The organism is Streptomyces sp. NPDC107562 (assembly GCF_055657325.1).
The window spans coordinates 93,143-111,384 of record NZ_JBVKBE010000009.1 but is presented as its reverse complement, the minus strand read 5'-3'; the positions used below and the strand labels follow the sequence as shown (position 1 = coordinate 111,384).

The 18,242-nt window shown below is 71.5% G+C and carries 20 protein-coding genes; 6 read left to right on the top strand and 14 right to left on the bottom strand.

The window, feature by feature from the left end; genetic code table 11:
• Nucleotides 1-89 precede the first annotated feature (89 nt).
• A complete protein-coding gene (locus ACZ7LV_RS24290) occupies nt 90-632 on the top strand; it encodes a PPA1309 family protein (RefSeq protein WP_471942112.1) in 543 nt (180 codons plus the stop codon).
• A gap of 51 nt (nt 633-683) precedes the next feature.
• Here the strand turns inward: ACZ7LV_RS24290 and ACZ7LV_RS24285 are convergent, their stop codons facing one another.
• The 4 genes from ACZ7LV_RS24285 to ACZ7LV_RS24270 all read right to left on the bottom strand — a co-directional run bounded on the left by ACZ7LV_RS24285 (nt 684) and on the right by ACZ7LV_RS24270 (nt 3,823).
• Entirely contained in the window at nt 684-1,781 is a 1,098-nt protein-coding gene (locus ACZ7LV_RS24285; protein WP_471942110.1) for a YlbL family protein, read from the bottom strand.
• Between the two features lie 54 nt (nt 1,782-1,835).
• Nucleotides 1,836-2,018, bottom strand: coding sequence for a hypothetical protein (locus ACZ7LV_RS24280; protein WP_401674518.1), 183 nt, complete (start codon nt 2,016-2,018; stop codon nt 1,836-1,838).
• Between the two features lie 94 nt (nt 2,019-2,112).
• Nucleotides 2,113-2,574: a molybdenum cofactor biosynthesis protein MoaE gene (locus ACZ7LV_RS24275; protein WP_471942108.1), complete on the bottom strand. Its 462-nt coding sequence runs from the start codon at nt 2,572-2,574 to the stop codon at nt 2,113-2,115.
• Between the two features lie 136 nt (nt 2,575-2,710).
• On the bottom strand, nt 2,711-3,823 hold the full coding sequence (locus tag ACZ7LV_RS24270; RefSeq protein ID WP_471942106.1) for an SDR family oxidoreductase: 1,113 nt from the start codon (nt 3,821-3,823) through the stop codon (nt 2,711-2,713).
• Between the two features lie 192 nt (nt 3,824-4,015).
• Here ACZ7LV_RS24270 and ACZ7LV_RS24265 point away from each other — a divergent pair, with 192 nt between their 5' ends.
• Both ACZ7LV_RS24265 and ACZ7LV_RS24260 read left to right on the top strand, forming a co-directional pair.
• Nucleotides 4,016-5,461 (top strand): zinc-dependent metalloprotease, encoded by a 1,446-nt coding sequence (locus ACZ7LV_RS24265; RefSeq protein ID WP_471942104.1) that lies wholly within the window; start codon nt 4,016-4,018, stop codon nt 5,459-5,461.
• The gene (locus ACZ7LV_RS24260; protein WP_471942102.1) at nt 5,458-5,973 is read left to right on the top strand and encodes an NUDIX hydrolase; all 516 of its coding nucleotides are present in this window, start codon (nt 5,458-5,460) and stop codon (nt 5,971-5,973) included. Before ACZ7LV_RS24265 ends, ACZ7LV_RS24260 begins: the two co-directional genes overlap by 4 nt.
• A 58-nt stretch (nt 5,974-6,031) precedes the next feature.
• On the opposite strand, the gene ACZ7LV_RS24255 is transcribed toward ACZ7LV_RS24260, so the two are convergent.
• The 4 genes from ACZ7LV_RS24255 to ACZ7LV_RS24240 form a co-directional block, all read right to left on the bottom strand.
• On the bottom strand, nt 6,032-6,787 hold the full coding sequence (locus tag ACZ7LV_RS24255) for an AIM24 family protein (protein WP_471942100.1): 756 nt from the start codon (nt 6,785-6,787) through the stop codon (nt 6,032-6,034).
• Nucleotides 6,788-6,803: 16 nt separating this feature from the next.
• Entirely contained in the window at nt 6,804-7,484 is a 681-nt protein-coding gene (locus ACZ7LV_RS24250; RefSeq protein ID WP_471942098.1) for an AIM24 family protein, read from the bottom strand.
• A gap of 13 nt (nt 7,485-7,497) precedes the next feature.
• Nucleotides 7,498-9,201 carry a TerD family protein gene (locus ACZ7LV_RS24245; protein ID WP_471942096.1) on the bottom strand — a complete coding sequence of 568 codons (1,704 nt, stop codon included), beginning with the start codon at nt 9,199-9,201 and terminating at the stop codon, nt 7,498-7,500.
• A 149-nt stretch (nt 9,202-9,350) separates the two neighbouring features.
• The gene (locus ACZ7LV_RS24240) at nt 9,351-9,947 is read right to left on the bottom strand and encodes a M48 metallopeptidase family protein (RefSeq protein WP_471942094.1); all 597 of its coding nucleotides are present in this window, start codon (nt 9,945-9,947) and stop codon (nt 9,351-9,353) included.
• Between the two features lie 244 nt (nt 9,948-10,191).
• On the opposite strand from ACZ7LV_RS24240, the gene ACZ7LV_RS24235 reads away from it, so the two are divergent.
• Together ACZ7LV_RS24235 and ACZ7LV_RS24230 are read left to right on the top strand one after the other, a co-directional pair.
• Nucleotides 10,192-11,418 (top strand): TOMM precursor leader peptide-binding protein, encoded by a 1,227-nt coding sequence (locus ACZ7LV_RS24235; RefSeq protein ID WP_471942092.1) that lies wholly within the window; start codon nt 10,192-10,194, stop codon nt 11,416-11,418.
• Nucleotides 11,411-12,820, top strand: coding sequence for an ABC1 kinase family protein (locus ACZ7LV_RS24230; RefSeq protein WP_471942090.1), 1,410 nt, complete (start codon nt 11,411-11,413; stop codon nt 12,818-12,820). The genes ACZ7LV_RS24235 and ACZ7LV_RS24230 overlap by 8 nt, the downstream gene beginning before the upstream one ends.
• A 25-nt stretch (nt 12,821-12,845) precedes the next feature.
• On the opposite strand, the gene ACZ7LV_RS24225 is transcribed toward ACZ7LV_RS24230, so the two are convergent.
• The 5 genes from ACZ7LV_RS24225 to ACZ7LV_RS24205 form a co-directional block, all read right to left on the bottom strand.
• Nucleotides 12,846-13,055: a hypothetical protein gene (locus ACZ7LV_RS24225; protein WP_471942089.1), complete on the bottom strand. Its 210-nt coding sequence runs from the start codon at nt 13,053-13,055 to the stop codon at nt 12,846-12,848.
• 143 nt (nt 13,056-13,198) lie between these two features.
• The gene (locus ACZ7LV_RS24220; RefSeq protein WP_471942087.1) at nt 13,199-13,522 is read right to left on the bottom strand and encodes a hypothetical protein; all 324 of its coding nucleotides are present in this window, start codon (nt 13,520-13,522) and stop codon (nt 13,199-13,201) included.
• Nucleotides 13,519-13,887, bottom strand: a complete 369-nt coding sequence (locus tag ACZ7LV_RS24215; RefSeq protein WP_401673027.1) for a WhiB family transcriptional regulator — start codon at nt 13,885-13,887, stop codon at nt 13,519-13,521. The genes ACZ7LV_RS24220 and ACZ7LV_RS24215 overlap by 4 nt, the downstream gene beginning before the upstream one ends.
• A gap of 175 nt (nt 13,888-14,062) precedes the next feature.
• A complete protein-coding gene (locus ACZ7LV_RS24210) occupies nt 14,063-14,386 on the bottom strand; it encodes a hypothetical protein (protein WP_471942085.1) in 324 nt (107 codons plus the stop codon).
• A gap of 165 nt (nt 14,387-14,551) precedes the next feature.
• On the bottom strand, nt 14,552-16,762 hold the full coding sequence (locus tag ACZ7LV_RS24205) for an ATP-dependent DNA helicase UvrD2 (protein ID WP_471942083.1): 2,211 nt from the start codon (nt 16,760-16,762) through the stop codon (nt 14,552-14,554).
• Between the two features lie 182 nt (nt 16,763-16,944).
• Here ACZ7LV_RS24205 and ACZ7LV_RS24200 point away from each other — a divergent pair, with 182 nt between their 5' ends.
• Nucleotides 16,945-17,202: a mycoredoxin gene (locus tag ACZ7LV_RS24200; RefSeq protein WP_401673020.1), complete on the top strand. Its 258-nt coding sequence runs from the start codon at nt 16,945-16,947 to the stop codon at nt 17,200-17,202.
• Nucleotides 17,203-17,267: 65 nt separating this feature from the next.
• Here ACZ7LV_RS24200 and nudC read toward each other — a convergent pair whose 3' ends face one another.
• Nucleotides 17,268-18,212: an NAD(+) diphosphatase gene (nudC, locus tag ACZ7LV_RS24195; protein WP_401673017.1), complete on the bottom strand. Its 945-nt coding sequence runs from the start codon at nt 18,210-18,212 to the stop codon at nt 17,268-17,270.
• Between the last annotated feature and the right edge of the window lie 30 nt (nt 18,213-18,242).

The following is an 18,242-nucleotide window of genomic DNA, read 5'->3' as shown; positions in this document are numbered from 1 at the left end:
GCCCCGTGATCGTAGGGCCTCACCTATGCAACTTACTCACGCTTTACTCGGTTCCCGGTTCGGGGTGGGAACGAGGCAGGATTGTGACCATGTCCAACACACCCATGGCGGCGAACCCGCTCACCCGGGCCGTACTCGAGATCGACGAGTACGCCTCCGGCCTCGGCTGGGACCAGCCCGCACGCCTTTTCGCCCTCGTAGACACCGCGCAGCTGCGGGCCCAGGAACCCGCGCTGGCGAGGCAGCTCGGCCTGGGTGACGAGCCGGACGCGGCCGGTCTCACCCCGATCGAGCAGGACGAAATCCCAACGGACAAGCCGCTCGACGAGTTCCTCGGCACCATCGCCTGGCCCGAGGCGGTGGCCGGCTGCGCGCTCACGGTGGAGCGGCTGATGCTGCCGCCGACCGCCGAGACCCAGGTCCCGGACGATCTCGACGAGGCCGCGCTCGCCAAGTGGGTGGCGCGGCATCCGGAGCGCCAGGAGGTCCGCATGACGGTCGCCGTGCTGCGCGACGGTGCGCGCGACGCGGCCCTTCGGCTGCGGGAGAAGGACGCCCCGACGGAGGTCCTCACCGGTTCTGAGCTGGTCCCCGGTCTCGCGGAGGCACTGGCCGCCACGTTCGCGGACTGAGCGGCCGCGATGCGACCTCGGGCACGCGCGCGCGTGCCCGAGGTGGGGCGGTCAGCCCTTGGCCGTGCACTTCGGCAGGCCGGCGGTGTCGCCGTCGCGGATGTCCTTCAGGGCCCCGAGGGCGTCGTCGATGGTGTCGACCTTGACCAGGGTGAGGCCGTCGGGGGTGTCCGTGGCGGCGGCCTCGCAGTTGTCCGCGGGCGTCAGGAAGTACTCGGCGCCCTTGCTGCGCGCGCCCACCGTCTTCATCTCGATGCCGCCGATCGGACCGACCGTGCCGTCGTCGTCGATCGTGCCGGTACCGGCGACGAAGGAGCCGCCCGTCAGGGAGCCCGGGGTGAGCTTGTCGTAGATGCCGAGCGCGAACATCAGGCCGGCGCTCGGGCCGCCGACGTCGGCGAGCTTGATGTCGATGGTGAACGGGAAGGTGTGGTCCGTTCCGGCCGAGATCCCGACGATGGCGCGCTTCTCGCCGGTGTCGTCGGAGGTCGCGGTGGTGATCGTGACCCGCTCCGTCCGCACCGGGTCGCGCTTCTCCTTCTCGGCGGCGGCCTGCTCCTTGGCGGGCACGATCGTGAAGACCACGTCCTGGCCGGGCTTGTGCTTGGTCACCAGTTCGGCCACGTCGCCGGGGGCCTTCACCGCCGTGCCGTCGACGGCCTTGATCACATCGCCGGCGTGCAGCCTGCCCTCGGCCGGGGAGTCCTTCACCACGGTGGAGACGATCACCCAGGAGGCCACCTTGACGCCGAGTTCCTTCAGGGCCGCCACCTTGGCGCTCTCCTGGGACTGGCTGAACTCCTCGGCGTTCTCCTGGGTCGACTCCTCCTCCGTCTTGCCGTCCGGGTAGAGGGTGTCGTGCGGGACGACCCTGTTGTCGTGCGCGAGCCAGCCGTAGACCGCCTCGACGAGGTTCATGCGGTAGTCGGCGCTGGTCACGCGGACGGTGGTCATGTTGAGGTGGCCGTCCGTCGGGTAGGTCTTGCGCCCCGCGATCTGCAGCACCGGCTCGCCGTCGTGGTCCCCCAGCGTGTTCACCGTCGGCCCCGGGGACATCTCCGCGTACGGCACGGGGATGAGCACACCCGCGCACAGGAGCGCGATCAGCATCAGGGTGGAGGCGAGCATCGTCGCGGTGCGGCGTGGCATGTCACGACGATACGGGACGGGCGTGTCGGCGCACCGTCAGGGCCGCCTCCCGGGTCACGGACCTGTGTGGGACCTCTCCATGGCCGCGCGGAAGCGCGCGTAGCCGTCCAGCTCGGGACCGTCGCTCCGGGCCCTGCGGGTCCTGTTGGCCCATGTGCCCCACAGACCCGCGCCGACAGCAGCCACAAGCGGAATCAGCAACCAGGCGAGCGCCGCCATGCCGACCTCCAACCCCATGAGCGCAACTGACTGATCAGCAGATTAACCGTTCGCAGTGACAACGCTCATACCAGGGGCCTGGTTACGCAACCGGAGTCGCCCGGCTGGAGGCTCAGCAGGCGCCGACCCACTCCTCGGTGCCGTCGGAGAACTTCTGGTGCTTCCAGATGGGCACCTCGTGCTTGAGGTCGTCGATCAGCTTCCGGCAGGCCTCGAAGGCCTCACCCCGGTGCGGGCAGGACACGCCGACCACGACGGCGATGTCACCGACCTTCAGATCCCCCACACGGTGGACGGCGGCCAGCGCACGCACCGGGAACTCGGCGACGACCTTCTCGGCCACGCGCCGCATCTCGTCCTCGGCGCCGGGGTGGCAGGAGTACCCGAGCTCGTCGACGTCGGCGCCCCCGTCGTGGTTGCGCACGGTCCCCACGAACAGGGCGGTTCCCCCGGCGGCGTCGTCCCCGACGGCCCTGAAGACCTCGTCGAGGGAGAGCGGCGTCTCGCGGACGCCGATCAGCTTGATGGGCTGCTGGGCGCCCTGCTCCCCAGGGTGATCGTCTGTGGCTGCCATGCGTCCATCGTGCCCCACGCGCGCGGAGCACGGAATAGCGCTTTCGCCCGGCACGCGCGTGCGGTGGCTTGGAGCCTCCTACAGGACCGGCCCGGGCGACCGCGCCGCCCGGCGCACGCCACGGACCCTGTCCGCCTCAGATCCGGCGCCGCGCCTTCCGGGCCCGCCGGACCACCGCTGCCGCTCCCAGCAGCGCCACCGTCGCTCCCGCGGCGCCCGCCGCCGTCGCGTCCTTGCGCCCGAGCCGCCGTCCGGCCACGGTGTGCCGCCCGGAGACCTCTTCGAGCAGTTCGGCGAGGACCTCCTCGTTGGTCCACTGCGCCCGCCATCCGGCGTCGTGGAGTCGGCTCCCGCTGATCACCCAGGGATACATCGTGTACGCCAGGTCCCCCGCCGGAGAGGGCGTCAGGCCGATCCGGTGCAGACGGGCGGCCGCCCCCAGCGCCACCGCCGACGGCAGTTCCATCCGCCGGATCCCGCTCAGCTCCTCGACCTCCTCCTGCTCCAGCCACCCCTCGCAGCCCACGGCGAGCTCCCCGTCGACCTTCTCCAGGACGGCGTACTCCAGCGCGCTGCACAGGTCCTCGACGTGACAGAACTGCCAGGCCGGCCGCGACCCCGCGACGACGAGCAGCCGAGGTGACTCGAAGTACCTGGTCAGCGCGGTGTCCGTGCCGCCCACGAGGACAGCGGGCCGCACCACGGTGACGTTCAGCCCCGGATGCGCCCGGGGCGCCCGCCGCGCCAGGCGCTCGATCTCCAGCAGGTCGCCGACCCCGGTGGCCTCCGCCGTCGCCCGCAGCTCCGCGTCCTCCGACAGCGGCAGCTCGTTGTCCGGCAGCGCCCCGTAGACCATCGACGAGGTGCAGAGCACCACCCGGTGCACCCCGACCGCCGCGGCGGCGGTCAGCACGGTCTGCGTGCCGCGCACGTTGTACGCCGTCCGGGCGGCCGCGTCCGTCTCCAGGTCCAGGTCGAGCGCCAGGTGCACCACCACGTCCGCGCCCCGCAGCTTCTCCGCGATCGCCGGATCCCGCACGTCGAGGATGTGCCACTGCGCCTCGGCGCACTCCCCGCGCCGCTCGTCGAGGGCGATGACCTGCTTGATCTCCTCCGACGCGGCCAGCCGCGCGGTGAGCAGCGCGCCCACACCGGACGCGGCGCCGGTGACCGCGACGACTGGTCCGCGCAGGGCGGAGGGGGTTGAGTGGTTTCGCGCTGCGCGAACCTGCGGATCTGGGGAACTCACCAGGTGTCTCCAGCGGTTGTCTTCACATACGAGCGCGAGGACGCGTACGTACCAGGTGGCATCCATCCTGCCGCAGCCCGTGAGTCGGCGAAGCACCGAGGCCCGATCCGCCCGGGGTGTCTAGGCTGGGTGGTGTTGTCGGGCAGTCGTGCCGCCGGCGGAGACCGGCGGCCTTACCAGCCGAGGAATCCCGTGAGTGACACCCCATTCGGATTCGGCCTTCCGCCGGAGGAGCCGGAAGACGGCGACGAGGGCAAGAAGAAGGACCAGCAGAGCGGTGGTGGTCAGGGACCGGCCAACCCGTTCGGATTCGGCGGGCTGCCCGGTGCCGGAGGCTTTGGTGGCCCCGGTGCGGACAATCCGCTCGCTGCCATGTTCGGTTCGCTGAACCCCACCGACCTGGGCGCCGCGTTCCAGCAGCTGGGCCAGATGCTCTCCTACGAGGGCGGCCCGGTGAACTGGGACATGGCCAAGCAGATCGCCCGCCAGACGGTCTCCCAGGGCACGTCGGACGGCACCAAGGACGCGAGCGTCGGCCCCGCCGAGCGCACCGCTGTCCAGGAGGCCGTCCGCCTCGCCGACCTCTGGCTGGACGACGCGACGTCCCTGCCCTCCGGCGCCGCCTCGGCGGTGGCCTGGAGCCGCGCGGAATGGGTCGAGGCGACCCTGCCCGCCTGGCAGGAGCTGGTCGACCCGGTCGCCGAGCGTGTCGGCGCCGCGATGGGCGACGTCCTGCCGGAGGAGATGCAGGCCATGGCCGGCCCGCTGATCGGCATGATGCGCTCGATGGGCGGCGCGATGTTCGGCACCCAGATCGGGCAGGCCGTGGGCGTGCTCGCGGGCGAGGTCGTCGGCTCGACCGACGTCGGCCTGCCGCTCGGCCCGGCCGGCAAGGCCGCGCTGCTGCCGCTGAACGTCGCGGCGTTCGGCAAGGACCTGGGCGTGCCCAAGGAGGAGGTGCGGCTGTATCTCGCCCTGCGCGAGGCCGCCCACCAGCGCCTCTTCGCGCATGTGCCGTGGCTGCGCTCGCACCTGTTCGGCGCCGTCGACGGGTACGCGCGCGGGATCAAGGTCGACACGGCCAAGCTGGAGGACGTGGTCGGCCAGTTCGACCCGCAGAACCCCGAGCAGTTGCAGGACGCGCTGCAGCAGGGCATGTTCCAGCCGGAGGACACGCCCGAGCAGAAGGCGGCGCTGGCCCGGCTGGAGACGGCGCTGGCCCTCGTCGAGGGCTGGGTGGACGCGGTGGTGCACGCCGCCGCCAAGCCGCGGCTGTCGTCCGCCGACGCGCTGCGCGAGACCCTGCGCCGCCGCCGTGCGACGGGCGGCCCCGCGGAGCAGACCTTCGCGACGCTGATCGGCCTGGAGCTGCGCCCGCGCCGGCTGCGCGACGCCTCCCGTCTGTGGGCGTCCCTCACGGACGCGCGCGGTGTCGACGGCCGCGACGCCCTGTGGGCCCACCCGGACATGCTGCCGACGGCGCACGATCTGGACGACCCGGACGGCTTCGTCCACCGCGAGCAGATGGACTTCTCCGAGCTGGACAAGATGCTCGGGGAGGCGGCGGACAAGCCGGACCTGCGCAAGAAGGGTCAGGACGAGGGTCCCGAGGGCGACAAGGGCGACGACACCGAGTGAGCCTGCACGCCGACGCGGTCCTCGTACTGAAGAGCTACGAGGACCAGGAAGAACTGCGCCAGACCTATCTGGACCACCTGGCGGCCCACCCCGACGGCATGTGGAAGGCCTGCGCGGACGGTCACATCACGGCGAGCGCCCTGGTGATCGACCCGGAGCAGGGGCGGGTGCTGCTCACCCTGCACCGCAAGCTGCGCATGTGGCTCCAGATGGGTGGCCACTGCGAGCCGGAGGACGCCTCGCTCGCCGCGGCGGCCCTGCGCGAGGGCACCGAGGAGTCCGGGATCCCGGGGCTCTCCCTGCTGCCAGGGGGCCCGGTGCGCCTGGACCGCCATCTCACGCCGTGCGCCTGGCACCTCGACGTCCAGTACGCGGCGCTGGCCCCCGCCGGAGCCGTGGCGGCGATCAGCGACGAGTCCCTGGACCTGCGCTGGTTCGGGTACGACGAGGTCGCGGACGTGGCGGACGAATCGGTGGTGCGGCTGGTGCGGGCGACCCGCGGCCGGCTGTGAACGTGTAAGGGGCGCCCGCACAGGCAGGCACCCCTTACACGTTCGCTGTACGGACGGCTCAGCTCCAGACGTTGCCCTGGTTCTGTCCGCGCGCCCCGTGCTGTCCCATGCCGAACTGCGCGGCGGCGCCCTGCCCGATCACGGCGTTCTGCGGCGGCAGCAGTTCGCTGGGCTGGACCAGTACATGGCCGGTGCCCATGAAGCTGAGCTCCCAGCCCTCGCCGGTGTTGCCCCTGCGTCGCCACACTCCGGAGGAGTGCGTCTGGGCCTGCATCTGCACGCGCAGCGCGGTGGACCAGGCGACGATCGCGTCGGCGTCGCAGTTGACGTACTTGTCCGGGGTGACCTGCATCATCAGGGGCGCGCCCGAGGTCATGAGGGCGACCTTGCCCCGACCGGTGATGTTGAGCTGGTACTTCCCGGAGCCGGAGATGCCGTAGAGGCTGTCGACGGCGATCACCTCGTGGTGCAGCCCGGAGTCCATCGCCAGCACGTAGCTGCTGTCGACGGTCAGTCCTTCCTGGTCCACGTCGATGAGGTGGACGTGCTGCTTGAGGTTGGCGAGATAGACCGTGCCCTGCCCGTGGCAGCGCATCAGGTCCAGGCCCTCACCGGTGCGGGCACGCGCGCGTGTGGCGCTGTTGCCCTGGTACTCGGCGTCGAACTCGACGAGCCCCTGGTAGGCGACCATGGTGCCCTTGCGGGCCAGGACGTCGTCGTGGCCCTCCAGGGTGACGCGCAGCATCTGCTTGTTCTGCAGGCTCCAGCGTTCCTGGCTCTGCTGGTCGTTGTGGGCGAAGATCGGACTCTGCATGGTGTGGCGCTCCCCCTCAGCCCCGGACCCGGAGACGGTCGGTGCTGTCCTCGCTGGGCTGGACGACGACGATGCCCTCGCCGGAGAAGGCCATCTGGTAGGCCTCGCCGCTGCCCCTGCCGATCAGGGACTGCGCCTTGAAGCTGCGCTTGCCCTTCACCTTCAGGTTCGGGGACCAAGCGACCAGTGCGTCCGGATCGACGTAGGTCTCGTTCTCGCCGCCGCCGCAGTCGACGACGATCGGCTTGCCCCGGGAGGTCAGCGCGACCCAGCCCTGCCCGGAGATCCTGGTGTTCCACAGGCCCTGCCCCGCGAACTTCGCGAGCCCTTTGACCCGCTCGACGCCCCAGGTGAGGTGGGCGTCGAAGGCGAGCAGGTTGCTGGCGTTCACGGAGATGCCGTCGCCGTTGAGGTTGATCACGACGACGTTGGCGCCGTAGTCGGCGAGGTAGAGCAGTCCGTCACCGGAGCACTTCATCAGCGGCGCGCCCTCGCCGGTGAGCCAGTCCTTGGCGACCTGGCGCACGGCCAGCGGGTTGGGCTCGTACTGGATGAAGCCCTCGTAGGCGACCATCGAGCCCACGCGGGCGAGGAGGTCGTGCCCGGTCTGCATGGCGACCTTCAGCATGTGGTTGCCGTGGTTGTCCATGCGGGCGGTGACGGGTGCGGGAGCGTAGCCCGCGAGCGGCTGGTTCATGACGGGCTCTCCCTCAGATCTCGTACGGCTGGACGACGACGAAGTTCCCGGGCGCGGCCCGGAACTGCAGGTTCACGCTCTCCCCGGTGTCCCCGGGGTAGGCGTTGCGGCGCATCCGTACCTGGCTGGAGACGATCACCTGGGCGGCGGCGGACCAGGCGACGACGGCGTTGCAGTCGGCGAACGTCGTGGGCGTGACGGGCAGCACGACGGGCGTGCCGTGCGTCTTGACGACGATGGTGCCGGTGCCCGTGAACTGCATCGTGAACAGCGCGCCGCCGGGAATGCCGTGCCCTTCGATGCGGCGCACCTCGTACTGGAGGCTCTCGTCGAACGCGAGGACGTTCTCGGCGGAGACGCAGATCCCGTCGCCCTGGAGTTCGATGGGGTGCAGCATCGTGGAGTTCTCGGCGAGGAACACCTGTCCCTGGCCCGTGCAGCGCATCAGCTGCATCTCCTGGCCGGTCGCGTTGCCCACGATCCGGCCGCTGAACCCGGCGCCCTTGTAGCTGAAGTCGACCTTGCCCTGGTACAGCACCATGCTGCCCTGCCGGGCCAGCACGGGCTGACCGCCGATGCCGAGGTCGACACGGACGAGCTTCTTGTTCTGCTGCGTCCAGCGCTGCCCGGTCGGCGTCTCCCTGAACTTCTGGAGCGCACCGGCGACCCCGGGGGCCTGTGCGGTGCCCTGGGGCGCGGTCTGCGGGGCGCCGTAGGGGGCATGGCCGTGTCCGGGGGGCGGCGTCGGCTGACCGTAACCCGGGGGCGGGGTGGGGGTCTGCGGGACGGGCGGCTGTCCGTAGCCGGGGGGCAGCGGGGCCGTCTGGCCCGGTGCGGGCTGGTACGGAGGCTGCTGCTGGGGCGGCTGACCGTACGGGGGCTGCGGCGGGCCGCCGTAGGGCGGGGCGGGTGCCGGCGCGGGCGGCGGAACGGTGGCTCCGCCGGGCGGTGTCATGGGCGCGACGACGGTGGGCGCGGTGTGCACCGGGGGCGCCGGTGCGGGGGCGGGAGCCGGGGGCGGGGTGGCGCCGGCGGGCGGCGGGAACCCCTGGGCGGCGGGCTGCGGCGCGGGAGGCGTGGCCGCCGGGCCGGAGGGGACCCCGAACGCGGGCGGCGCGGAGGTCTGCGCCGGCGGGGCGAAACCGGGGGCGCCACCGCTCTGCGGCTGCGGCTCGTCCGGCGTCTCCTCTTCGAGCACCTCGCCGCCGAAGTTCTTCAGCAGCGCGTCGAGTCCGCCGTCGAAGCCCTGCCCCACGGCCGCGAAACGCCACACGTCCTTCAGGTAGAAATCGCCCAGCATCACGGCCCGCTCGGTGGAGAACTCCGAGCCGTCGAACGCGTACCGTGCCACCTCCTCGCCACCCGCGACGATGCGGAGGTAGCCCGGGGCGATCTGCGACATCTGCCCGGCGCCGTCGAGGGTCGCCGTGAACGAGAGCCTGTGGATCTGCGACGGAATCCGGTCGAGCGTGACCCGGAACGATTCCGTGTCGCCCGCCTGCGCGCCCAGGAGCTGGATGGACTCCTCGGGGGACTTGGGCTGGTTGAAGAAGACGAAGTACCGGTCGTCCGAGAGCCGTTCGTCTGCGTCCAGACCGAAGCAGCTGATGTCGAAGCTCAGTCCGGGTCCCGAGATCTGTACCCCCACGTACAGATCCGTGCCCGCCGTCAGGTCACTGATCCTGGCCTTGTGGCCGCGTTGGAATTCCCTGGCCATGCGTAACGACCGTCCCCCATCCCGAAGTGCTGGTGCGTCGCGCCAGGCTAACGGCAAACTCGGACACCGGACGAGGTCGGTACAGAGCCGGTACACAACCTCTTTACCGGACATGCCCGCAGCACATGCCCCTCAGCCGCGCGGGCGGATCACTCCCCGCGCGCGGTGGGCAGGTGGGGCAAGCGGTCCGCGGCGACCACCCCTTCGAGGTAGCCCCGCGCCCGCTCCGTGCGCGGATAGGCCTCCAGCAGCCGCCAGAAGCGGGGCCCGTGCCCGGGCACCAGCAGATGCGCCAGCTCATGGACCAGCACGTAGTCGACGACGTACTCGGGCATGCCCTGCAGACGGTGCGAGAGGCGGATGCTGCCCTCGGAGGGGGTGCACGAGCCCCAGCGCGTGTTCTGGTTGGTGACCCAGCGCACAGTCGACGGCCGCGCGCGGCCGTCGAAGTACTGGGCGGACAGCCGCTCGGCCCGCTCGGCGAGCTCGGTGTCGCCCAGCACCCGCTTGCTCTCCTGGGCGGCCAGCTTGTCGAGCATGACGGTCACCCAGCGCTGCTCCTCGGCCTCGGACATCCGGGCAGGGATGAGCACGACGGTGCGATCGCCCTCGCGGTACGCGGAGACCGTCCGGCGGCGACGGCTACTGCGGCGCACCTCGATCACGCTCGCCCCCGAGCCGCCCGGCGGCGGGCTCGTCGTACTGCGCTGCGGCGTTCCGGAGCGATGCAGTGGGTCGGCGGACACGCCCCGACGTTACCCGCTGCACACGGGGGAAGTCCCGAGTCCGGGACGGTTCGATTCCGATCGCCCGCCATGCGTTTGATTTGTACGACAAGAATCCACTGCCTGTGGATAACTTTCGCCGCCGTCGGCCGGGGCCGGGCATGCTGGCATTCGTCGGCGAGGATCCGGCCGGGCCCGACCAGCCAGGCCACTCCCGCCGATGAACAGCAACATTCCGGGACTTTCCTGGCTACGGGGGCCTGTCATGCATCCCATGGTGAAACCCGCGCTGCGACGCGGCTGGCGCGACCTGAAGACCGTGCAGTTCGGCATGACGCCGGCGCACGCGATGACGCTGGGTCCGATGGACATCGCGACCGGCACCTTCCTGGACCTGCTCAACGGCACCCGCGGGCTGCCGCTCCTGCGCGAGGAGGGCCGCCGGATGGACCTGCCCGACGGCCACGTGGACGAACTGGTCCGGCGGCTCGCCCGGTCCGGGCTTCTCGACGACGCCAAGGGCGGCGGGCCCGCCGCCGACGACCTGCGCGGCAAGCAGGCCGTCCTCGACCGGCTCCGCCCCGACCTGGCCACGCTGTCCCTGACCACCACCGAGCCGGGCGAGGCGATGGAGCGCCTCGCCGCCCGCCGCACCCTGCGCGTGCAGGTACGCGGCGCCGGCCGGGTCGGCGCCACGGTGGCCGCCCTGCTGGCGGGCGCCGGCATCGGCGAGGTGGACGTGCGCGACGGCGGCACCGTCGAGCCGTGGGACGTGGCACCGGGCGGGCTGCCCGCGGAGTCCGTGGGAGAGCGCCGTGACGAGGCCGCCCGCCGCCTGGTCCGCCGGGCCGCCCCGGACGGCCTTCCCCGCCGCGACCACCGGACACCGGCCGAGACCGCCGAACCGGGCTTCTCGCTGGTGATCCTCACCCCACGCGACGACGTCGCCGTGCACGCCCCCTCCCCGGACACGGCCGAACCCTTGATCGCCTCCGGTACGCCCCACCTGTACGCCGGGGTCGTCGAGGGCACCGGCGTCGTCGGCCCCTTCGTCCTTCCGGGCGAGACCAGCTGCGCCCGCTGCCTGCACGAGGGCCGGACGGACCGGGACCCGACCTGGCCCCGCCTGGTCGCCCAGTGGCACTCGGGCCGGCAGCGTTCGGTCCGCCCGTGCGACGTGACCTTGGCCACCACGGTCGCCGGCCTGACCGCCGCGCATGCCCTCGCCTTCCTCGACGGCCGCCCTCCCACCTGCGCGGGAGCCCGGTGGGAGATCTCCGTCCCCGCCCTCCAATGGCACGCGCGACCCGTATGGGCGCATCCGGCATGCCCGTGCGGCGCGGCAAAGAGGGGTACGGAGAAAGCCGACACGGAACGCGCCGCCGAGGACGCGGAGGCACACGAGACAATGGCGGTGGAACGGTCGTCAACGGAGGTACGCCGTCAGGCAGGCGCGGCGCGCCCGGCTGTGACTTGGAGGGCGCATGTCTGATCTTCCCCGCAAGGCGGTCACCCGGACCGCCAAGCTCGCCGCGCTGCCGCTCGGCTTCGCCGGGCGGGCGACCTGGGGCCTGGGCAAGCGGATCGTCGGCGAGTCCGCCGATCTCGTCGGCCGCGAACTGCAGCAGCGCACCGCGGAGCAGCTCTTCAAGGTGCTCGGCGAGCTCAAGGGCGGCGCGATGAAGTTCGGGCAGGCGTTGTCCGTCTTCGAGTCGGCGCTGCCCGAGGAGATCGCCGGGCCCTACCGGGCGGCCCTGACCAAGCTCCAGGACGCGGCGCCGCCGATGCCGACCCGCACGGTGCACAAGGTCCTCGCGGAACAGCTCGGCGAGGACTGGCGGGAGCTGTTCCTGGAATTCGAGGACATGCCGTCCGCCGCGGCCTCGATCGGCCAGGTGCACCACGGGCTGTGGCACGACGGCCGCGAGGTCGCGATCAAGGTGCAGTACCCCGGGGCCGGCGAGGCCCTGCTCTCCGACCTCAACCAGCTGAGCCGTTTCGCCCGCCTGCTGGGCCCGCTCATCCCCGGCATGGACATCAAGCCGCTGATCGCCGAGCTGAAGGACCGCGTCTCCGAGGAGCTGGACTACGCGCTGGAGGCGCAGGCCCAGCAGGAGCACGCCGAGGAGTTCGCCGACGACCCGGACTTCGTGGTGCCCGCCGTGGTCCACCAGTGCGACCAGGTCCTGATCACCGAGTGGATCGAGGGCACCCCGCTCTCGGAGATCATCGCGGACGGCACCGAGGAGCAGCGTGACCGCGCCGGCCAGCTCCTCGCCCGCTTCCTCTTCTCCGGCCCCGCCCGCACCGGCCTGCTGCACGCCGACCCGCACCCCGGAAACTTCCGCCTCCTGCCCGGCGGTCCGCAGGGCGAGGACGACTGGCGCCTCGGGGTGCTGGACTTCGGCACGGTGGACCGGCTCCAGGGCGGCCTGCCGACCCCCATCGGCGACTCCCTGCGCATGACGCTGGAGGGCGAGGCGGAGGCCGTGTACGACCTGCTCCGCATCGAGGGCTTCGTCAAGGAGTCCATCGAGCTCGACCCCGACGCGGTCCTCGACTACCTCCTGCCGATCATCGAGCCGGCCCGCGTCGACGAGTTCACCTTCACCCGCGGCTGGATGCGCAGTCAGGCGGCCCGCGTGGCCGACATCCGCTCCCCCGCCTATCAACTGGGCAAGCAGCTCAACCTCCCGCCTGCCTATCTCCTCATACACCGGGTGACCCTGAGCACCATCGGCGTCCTGTGCCAGCTGAACGCCACGGTCCGCCTGCGCGAAGAACTGGAGCAGTGGCTGCCCGGCTTCGTTCTGGAGGAGGACCTGGAAGAGAACATGGAGGAGGAACTGGAGGAGGAGCTGGAAGAGGGGGACGCGGCCGCCGTCGAGGCGTGAGGTCAGGGCTTCGAGGGGCCGGCGCTCACCACCACGCCGAGTCCAGCCGCCCCTCGATCGCCCGCAGGTGCCGGCGGGAACACCCGTCGCAGAAGTACTGCCGCGTGCTGTTCTCCACGGAGCACGTCCAGGTCGGCTGGGGCGTAAGGGCCTGGGCGCCGCAGCGGGCGCAGACGACGGGGCGGGGTTCCGGGGCGGAGCCGCCCCTGTCACTGTCTCCGGAAAGACTCGTCATCTCACCGACGATATCCCCGTGACCGGCGGATCCTCGGATACAACGCACCGCGGGGGCCGGACCGTTCGGTCGGTCCGGCCCCCGCGGCGAAGCATCCGCCTCCTCGAACCGCACGGGGGGGGAGGCACCGCTTCAGGTGGGTGTTACTGCATGACGGCCATGGCCAGCGCCCGGCGGGCGCGCCGCGAGGCGCGCTCGGCCCGGCGCTGCATGCGGCGCGCCGCGACCAGGCTCATGGCCCGGCGCTGCTCCCGCGCCTCATGCAGGCGGTCGTGCATATGCGCACGAGCCAGGGCTTCTGGGATGAGTTGCATCTCTCGGGTCCTGTTCTGACGCGAGTCGTTCGCGCCGGTGGTGGTGACGTCTGATGTCGCGGAGCCGGTGGGCTCGTTCGTGGACGGCTTCATCGGGGCCTGCTTCTGGGGGTCGTGCGTGAGGGGGCGGTCGATCGTTCCTGTGGTGTTCATGCCGTGACCGGGTTCTTCCGCGGGCGGCCACGCGGCCGCTTCCGGGCGACGACGACACCCTGGACGAACAGCTCGCCACCCCAGACGCCCCAGGGCTCACGCCGCTCCTTGGCGCCGGCGAGGCAGGCCTCGACCAGCGGGCAGGTACGGCAGAGGGACTTGGCGTACTCGACGTCCGCCGGGGACTCCGCGAAGAAGACCTCCGGGTCGTAGGAACGGCACGGGACGGGTACGCCGAGGTTCTCGATGGCGTCGTCGAGCGCGGAGAGCGCAGTGAGCGGGGTCAAGGTGGAGTCCTCCGTGAGGCCGGGCGGGGGGATCGTTTCGGAAGGCGGTACGGACGGGGCGTGCGCTTCGAGTTGCACGGTGTCGAGTTCCTCGTCTGGTCGTTCCGGTCGGGGTGGACCGGGTGGCGGCTGGTACCGGGTTCTTTTCTTGTCCCGAGGCCCCTTCGCTCCGTCGTCCCGTTCGGGACAAACAGAAGGGCCGCGGATCCCGGATGGGGTTCCGCGGCCCTGAAGGCGCCGGCCTGATTGCCGATCAGGCTGGATCACTCCAGGGTTCTGGCCCACGGAAGGCCCACATCTGGTGGTGCTGCGTCGTCTGCTTCCGGAATCCGGCACCGGTCGCCGTGTGGGCATAGGCCTTCGCCTGTGCCACTACTGCCGCTTCCAGTGCCTTGGTCGGTCGCTCATTGCGCTCACGGACGGGAAGGCCCGCGAGAGACAGGGAGGACGCCGGACGGACGGCACGAATGCCGGACAGACCGGTGCCCGGGTTGGAGATGCCGAGCATGCACAGGGAAGCGACCGAGCGATCGGTCATTTTGACGATGCTGCTGGAGCTCTTCTTGATGCTGATCACTGGACTCGCCTCCTCTCGGCGTCTCGGGGGACTGGGGTCAACCAGTCCTGCGGATATGCAAGTAGAACACGGAATCAGGGCCTCCGAGAAGGCCTCCGTTCCCGTGCCTAAGAACCTATGGGGATTGCTGGGGCATGCGCAAACTATTTTTTCGACGAGTTCGCATCAGTCCCCGTCCTCCCCCGCCTCGATCTCCTGGCCTGCGCAGATGGCCAGAACATCGGCCCCGTAGCGGTTGAGCTTGCGCATCCCGACGCCGGGGATCCGTGCCAGCTCGCCCTCGTCGTCCGGAGCGGTCTCGGCGATCGCCACGAGGGTCTTGTCGGTGAAGACGCAGAAGGCGGGCTGACCGCTGCGCCGGGCCTGCACCGCACGCCAGTCGCGCAACCGCTCGTAGAGCCCCTCGTCCATGTCGGAGGGGCAGTCCTCGCAGCGCATCAGCTTCATCTCACCGGCGTCGGTGAGGGTGCGTCCGCAGACCCGGCAGCGCGCGGGGGCACGCTGCGTCCGCCTCGGCACGGCGACACCACCCGCACGGTTCGCCCCACTGGAGTAGCCGCGCTCGACGCCGCCGGCCCCTGCCGTGCCGGCCCGGCCCGAAGCGGCGCCGGAGCCGGGGCGCAGTCCGTCGAGGAAGCGGCTCGGGCGGCGGCTCGGACGGCCGCCGGGTGAGCGGGCGAGCGCCCACGAGACGAACAGGTGCGAGCGGGCGCGGGTGACGCCGACATAGAGGAGGCGTCGTTCCTCCTCGATCTGTTCGTCGGTCTTCGCGTAGGTGATCGGCATCATGCCCTCGGCTACTCCGACCAGGAAGACGACGTCCCACTCCAGTCCCTTGGCCGAGTGCAGGGAGGCGAGGGTGACGCCCTGCACGGTCGGGGCGTGCTGGGCGTTCGCCCGCTCGTCGAGTTCCGCGACGAGGTCGGCGAGGGTGGCGCCGGGCCGGGCCGCGGCGAAGTCCTGGGCGAGGCCGACGAGCGCGGCCAGCGACTCCCAGCGTTCTCTGACGGCGCCGGAGCCGGCCGGGGGCGTGGTCGTCCAGCCCTCTCCGGAGAGCACGGCACGCACCTGGGACGGCAGGTCGACGGCCTCGTCGAGGAGGGAGTCGTTGCCGCCGAAGCGGGCGGCGCCGCGCAGGGCGACGCCGGCCTTGCGCACCTCGGGCCGGTCGAAGAACCGCTCGGCGCCCCGCAGCTGGTAGGGGATGCCGGCGTCGGCGAGCGCCTGCTCGTAGGTCTCGGACTGGGCGTTCGTACGGAACAGGACGGCGATCTCGCCGGCCGGGACGCCGGAGTCGAGGAGTTCGCGGATGCGGCGGGCGGCGCCCTCGGCCTCGTCGGGCTCGTCGGTGTACTCGGTGTGGACGGGCTCGGGTCCCGCGGGGCGCTGGGAGACCAGTTCCAGCCGGTGGTCGGCGGCGCGGCCGTGGGCCTGGGCGAGCAGTCCGTTGGCGAGGTGGACGACCTGGGGCGTGGAGCGGTAGTCGCGGACGAGCTTGACGACCGTGGCTCCGGGGTGGCGGGCGCGGAAGTCGAGGAGGTAGTCGGGGCTTGCGCCCGTGAACGAGTAGATCGTCTGGCTGGCGTCGCCGACGACGCACAGGTTGTCCCGGTCGCCGAGCCAGAGGTCCAGCAGGCGCTGCTGGAGCGGGCTGACGTCCTGGTACTCGTCGACCACGAAGTGCTGGTACTGCGCACGTACCTGGTCGGCGATGTCGTGCCGGTCCTGGAGGACGGCGACGGTCAGCAGCAGGACGTCCTCGAAGTCGATGACCGCGCGGTCGCGCTTGAGGTCCTCGTAGGCGGTGTAGACCTGGGCGATCTCGGCGGGATCGCGGGGGGTCTCGCGGCTGGCCTTCGCGGCCGCGAGCGCGTAGTCGGACGGGACGGTCTGGGTGACCTTGGACCATTCGATCTCGCCGGTGACGTCGCGCAGCTCGCCCCTGTCCAGGCGGATACGGCAGGCGGCGGCCGCATCGGCGACGAGCTGGACCTTGCGGTCGACCAGTCTGGGCATCGAACCGCCGACGGCTTTCGGCCAGAAGTACTGGAGCTGACGCAGGGCCGCCGAGTGGAACGTACGGGCCTGGACGCCGGCGGCGCCGAGCTGGCGCAGGCGCCCGCGCATCTCGCCGGCGGCGCGGTTGGTGAAGGTGACGGCGAGCACGCTGGAGGGCTGGAGGATTCCGGCGCGCACTCCGTAGGCGATCCGGTGGGTGATCGCCCGGGTCTTGCCGGTGCCCGCGCCCGCCAGCACGCACACCGGTCCGTGCAGCGCGGTGGCGACCTCGCGCTGCTCGGGATCGAGCCCGTCGAGCACCGCGTCGGCCGAATCCGGAACCTGCGGGAAGAGGGTGGAGTGCGTTGCTGCTGTCACACGGCCATGCTGCCAGGTCGCCGGAGACGGGTGAGCCGGTTGTCCACAGGCGGAGCCACGCGGTCGTACTAATGCGGCCGGGATCACGTCGTGGGGCGGCGGGCAGCGGGGAATGGCGCCGACATCGCGTACGTTCCGTCTCTGCTAGCACTTCCCCGACCCGCCGAAGGAGCGCGAGAGACATGCCGGGCACTGTGACGATGTACAGCACCACGTGGTGCGGCTACTGCCGCCGGCTGAAGAGCCAGCTGGACCGTGAGGGCATCGCGTACAACGAGATCAACATCGAGCAGGACCCGGACTCCGCCGCGTTCGTGGAGAAGGCGAACGGTGGCAACCAGACGGTTCCGACCGTGCGGATCGTGCCCCTCGCGGGCGGCACGGAGGTCGTCATGACCAACCCGAGCCTGGCTCAGGTGAAGCAGGCGCTCAGCGCCTGACCCTGCCGAGGGCCCTCGCCGGACGGTGTCCGGCGAGGGCCTTTTTTTCGGCCTGGAGGGCGGCCTCAGAACGTGCTGCGGGTCGGCAGGGGCTTGCCGTACCAGAGCTCGATCAGGCGGGCGGCGATCGAGATGCCGTACGGAGGCATCACCTCGCCGGAGTCGAAGGCGGCGCGCAGTTCGTCGCGGGAGAACCAGCGGGCCTCGCTGATCTCGTCGCCGTCGACGTCGATCTCGGTGGAGGTGGCGCGGGCCATGAAGCCGAGCATCAGGCTGGACGGGAAGGGCCAGGGCTGGCTCGCCACGTACTCGACCTGCCCGACGGTGATGCCGGCCTCCTCGCGGACCTCACGGCGTACCGACTGCTCGATGGACTCGCCGGGCTCGACGAACCCGGCCAGCGTGGAGAAGCGCCCTTCGGGCCAGTGGACCTGGCGGCCGAGCAGGATGCGGTCCTCCTCGTCGGTGACGGCCATGATCACGGCGGGGTCGGTGCGCGGGTAGTGCTCGGCACCGCAGGCGGGGCAGCGGCGGATGTGCCCGGCGGCAGCGATGACCGTGCGCTCGCCGCAGCGGGAGCAGAAGCGGTGGGTGCGCTGCCAGTTCTCCAGGCCCACCGCGTGCACCATCAGGCCCGCGTCCCGCGGCGACAGCAGCAGGCCGGCCTCCCGCAGGCCCGCAGGGCGCGCGGACTGGTCCATGCGGCCGGGCAGCGCGTCCTTCTGGAGCGCGAAGTAGCTGACGCCGTCCTCGTCGATACCCAGGAAGTAGCGGTGTGCCTCGGTGAGCGGGGCTTCGAAGGACGGGCCCATGACGAGTTCGGTGCGTCCGTCGGACGTCTCGTCGATGAGGACCTGGCCGCCGGAGACCACGAAGCAGCGGGTCGTGGGGTGGCTCCACGCCGCCGCCAGCCAGGCCTCGTCGAGCCGGTGGTGCGCGGCACGGTCGATGCCGCTCGGGGCGGTGAGCGAGATGGGTCGGTCGGCGGTGTGGTCGGTCCAGGTGGTCACAGGTGCTTCCAACTCCCCCGGTGGAACGGA

Excerpts from the sequence above, each read along its gene's own strand:
- ACZ7LV_RS24275 (WP_471942108.1), bottom strand. The coding sequence starts at position 2,574 with ATGGCAGCCACAGACGATCACCCTGGGGAGCAGGGCGCCCAGCAGCCC.
- ACZ7LV_RS24250 (WP_471942098.1), bottom strand. The coding sequence starts at position 7,484 with ATGAACCAGCCGCTCGCGGGCTACGCTCCCGCACCCGTCACCGCCCGC.
- ACZ7LV_RS24255 (WP_471942100.1), bottom strand. The coding sequence starts at position 6,787 with ATGCAGAGTCCGATCTTCGCCCACAACGACCAGCAGAGCCAGGAACGC.
- ACZ7LV_RS24200 (WP_401673020.1), top strand. The coding sequence starts at position 16,945 with ATGCCGGGCACTGTGACGATGTACAGCACCACGTGGTGCGGCTACTGC.
- ACZ7LV_RS24225 (WP_471942089.1), bottom strand. The coding sequence starts at position 13,055 with ATGACGAGTCTTTCCGGAGACAGTGACAGGGGCGGCTCCGCCCCGGAA.
- ACZ7LV_RS24220 (WP_471942087.1), bottom strand. The coding sequence starts at position 13,522 with ATGAACACCACAGGAACGATCGACCGCCCCCTCACGCACGACCCCCAG.
- ACZ7LV_RS24245 (WP_471942096.1), bottom strand. The coding sequence starts at position 9,201 with ATGGCCAGGGAATTCCAACGCGGCCACAAGGCCAGGATCAGTGACCTG.
- ACZ7LV_RS24230 (WP_471942090.1), top strand. The coding sequence starts at position 11,411 with ATGTCTGATCTTCCCCGCAAGGCGGTCACCCGGACCGCCAAGCTCGCC.
- ACZ7LV_RS24290 (WP_471942112.1), top strand. The coding sequence starts at position 90 with ATGTCCAACACACCCATGGCGGCGAACCCGCTCACCCGGGCCGTACTC.
- ACZ7LV_RS24235 (WP_471942092.1), top strand. The coding sequence starts at position 10,192 with ATGCATCCCATGGTGAAACCCGCGCTGCGACGCGGCTGGCGCGACCTG.
- ACZ7LV_RS24285 (WP_471942110.1), bottom strand. The coding sequence starts at position 1,781 with ATGCCACGCCGCACCGCGACGATGCTCGCCTCCACCCTGATGCTGATC.
- ACZ7LV_RS24280 (WP_401674518.1), bottom strand. The coding sequence starts at position 2,018 with ATGGGGTTGGAGGTCGGCATGGCGGCGCTCGCCTGGTTGCTGATTCCG.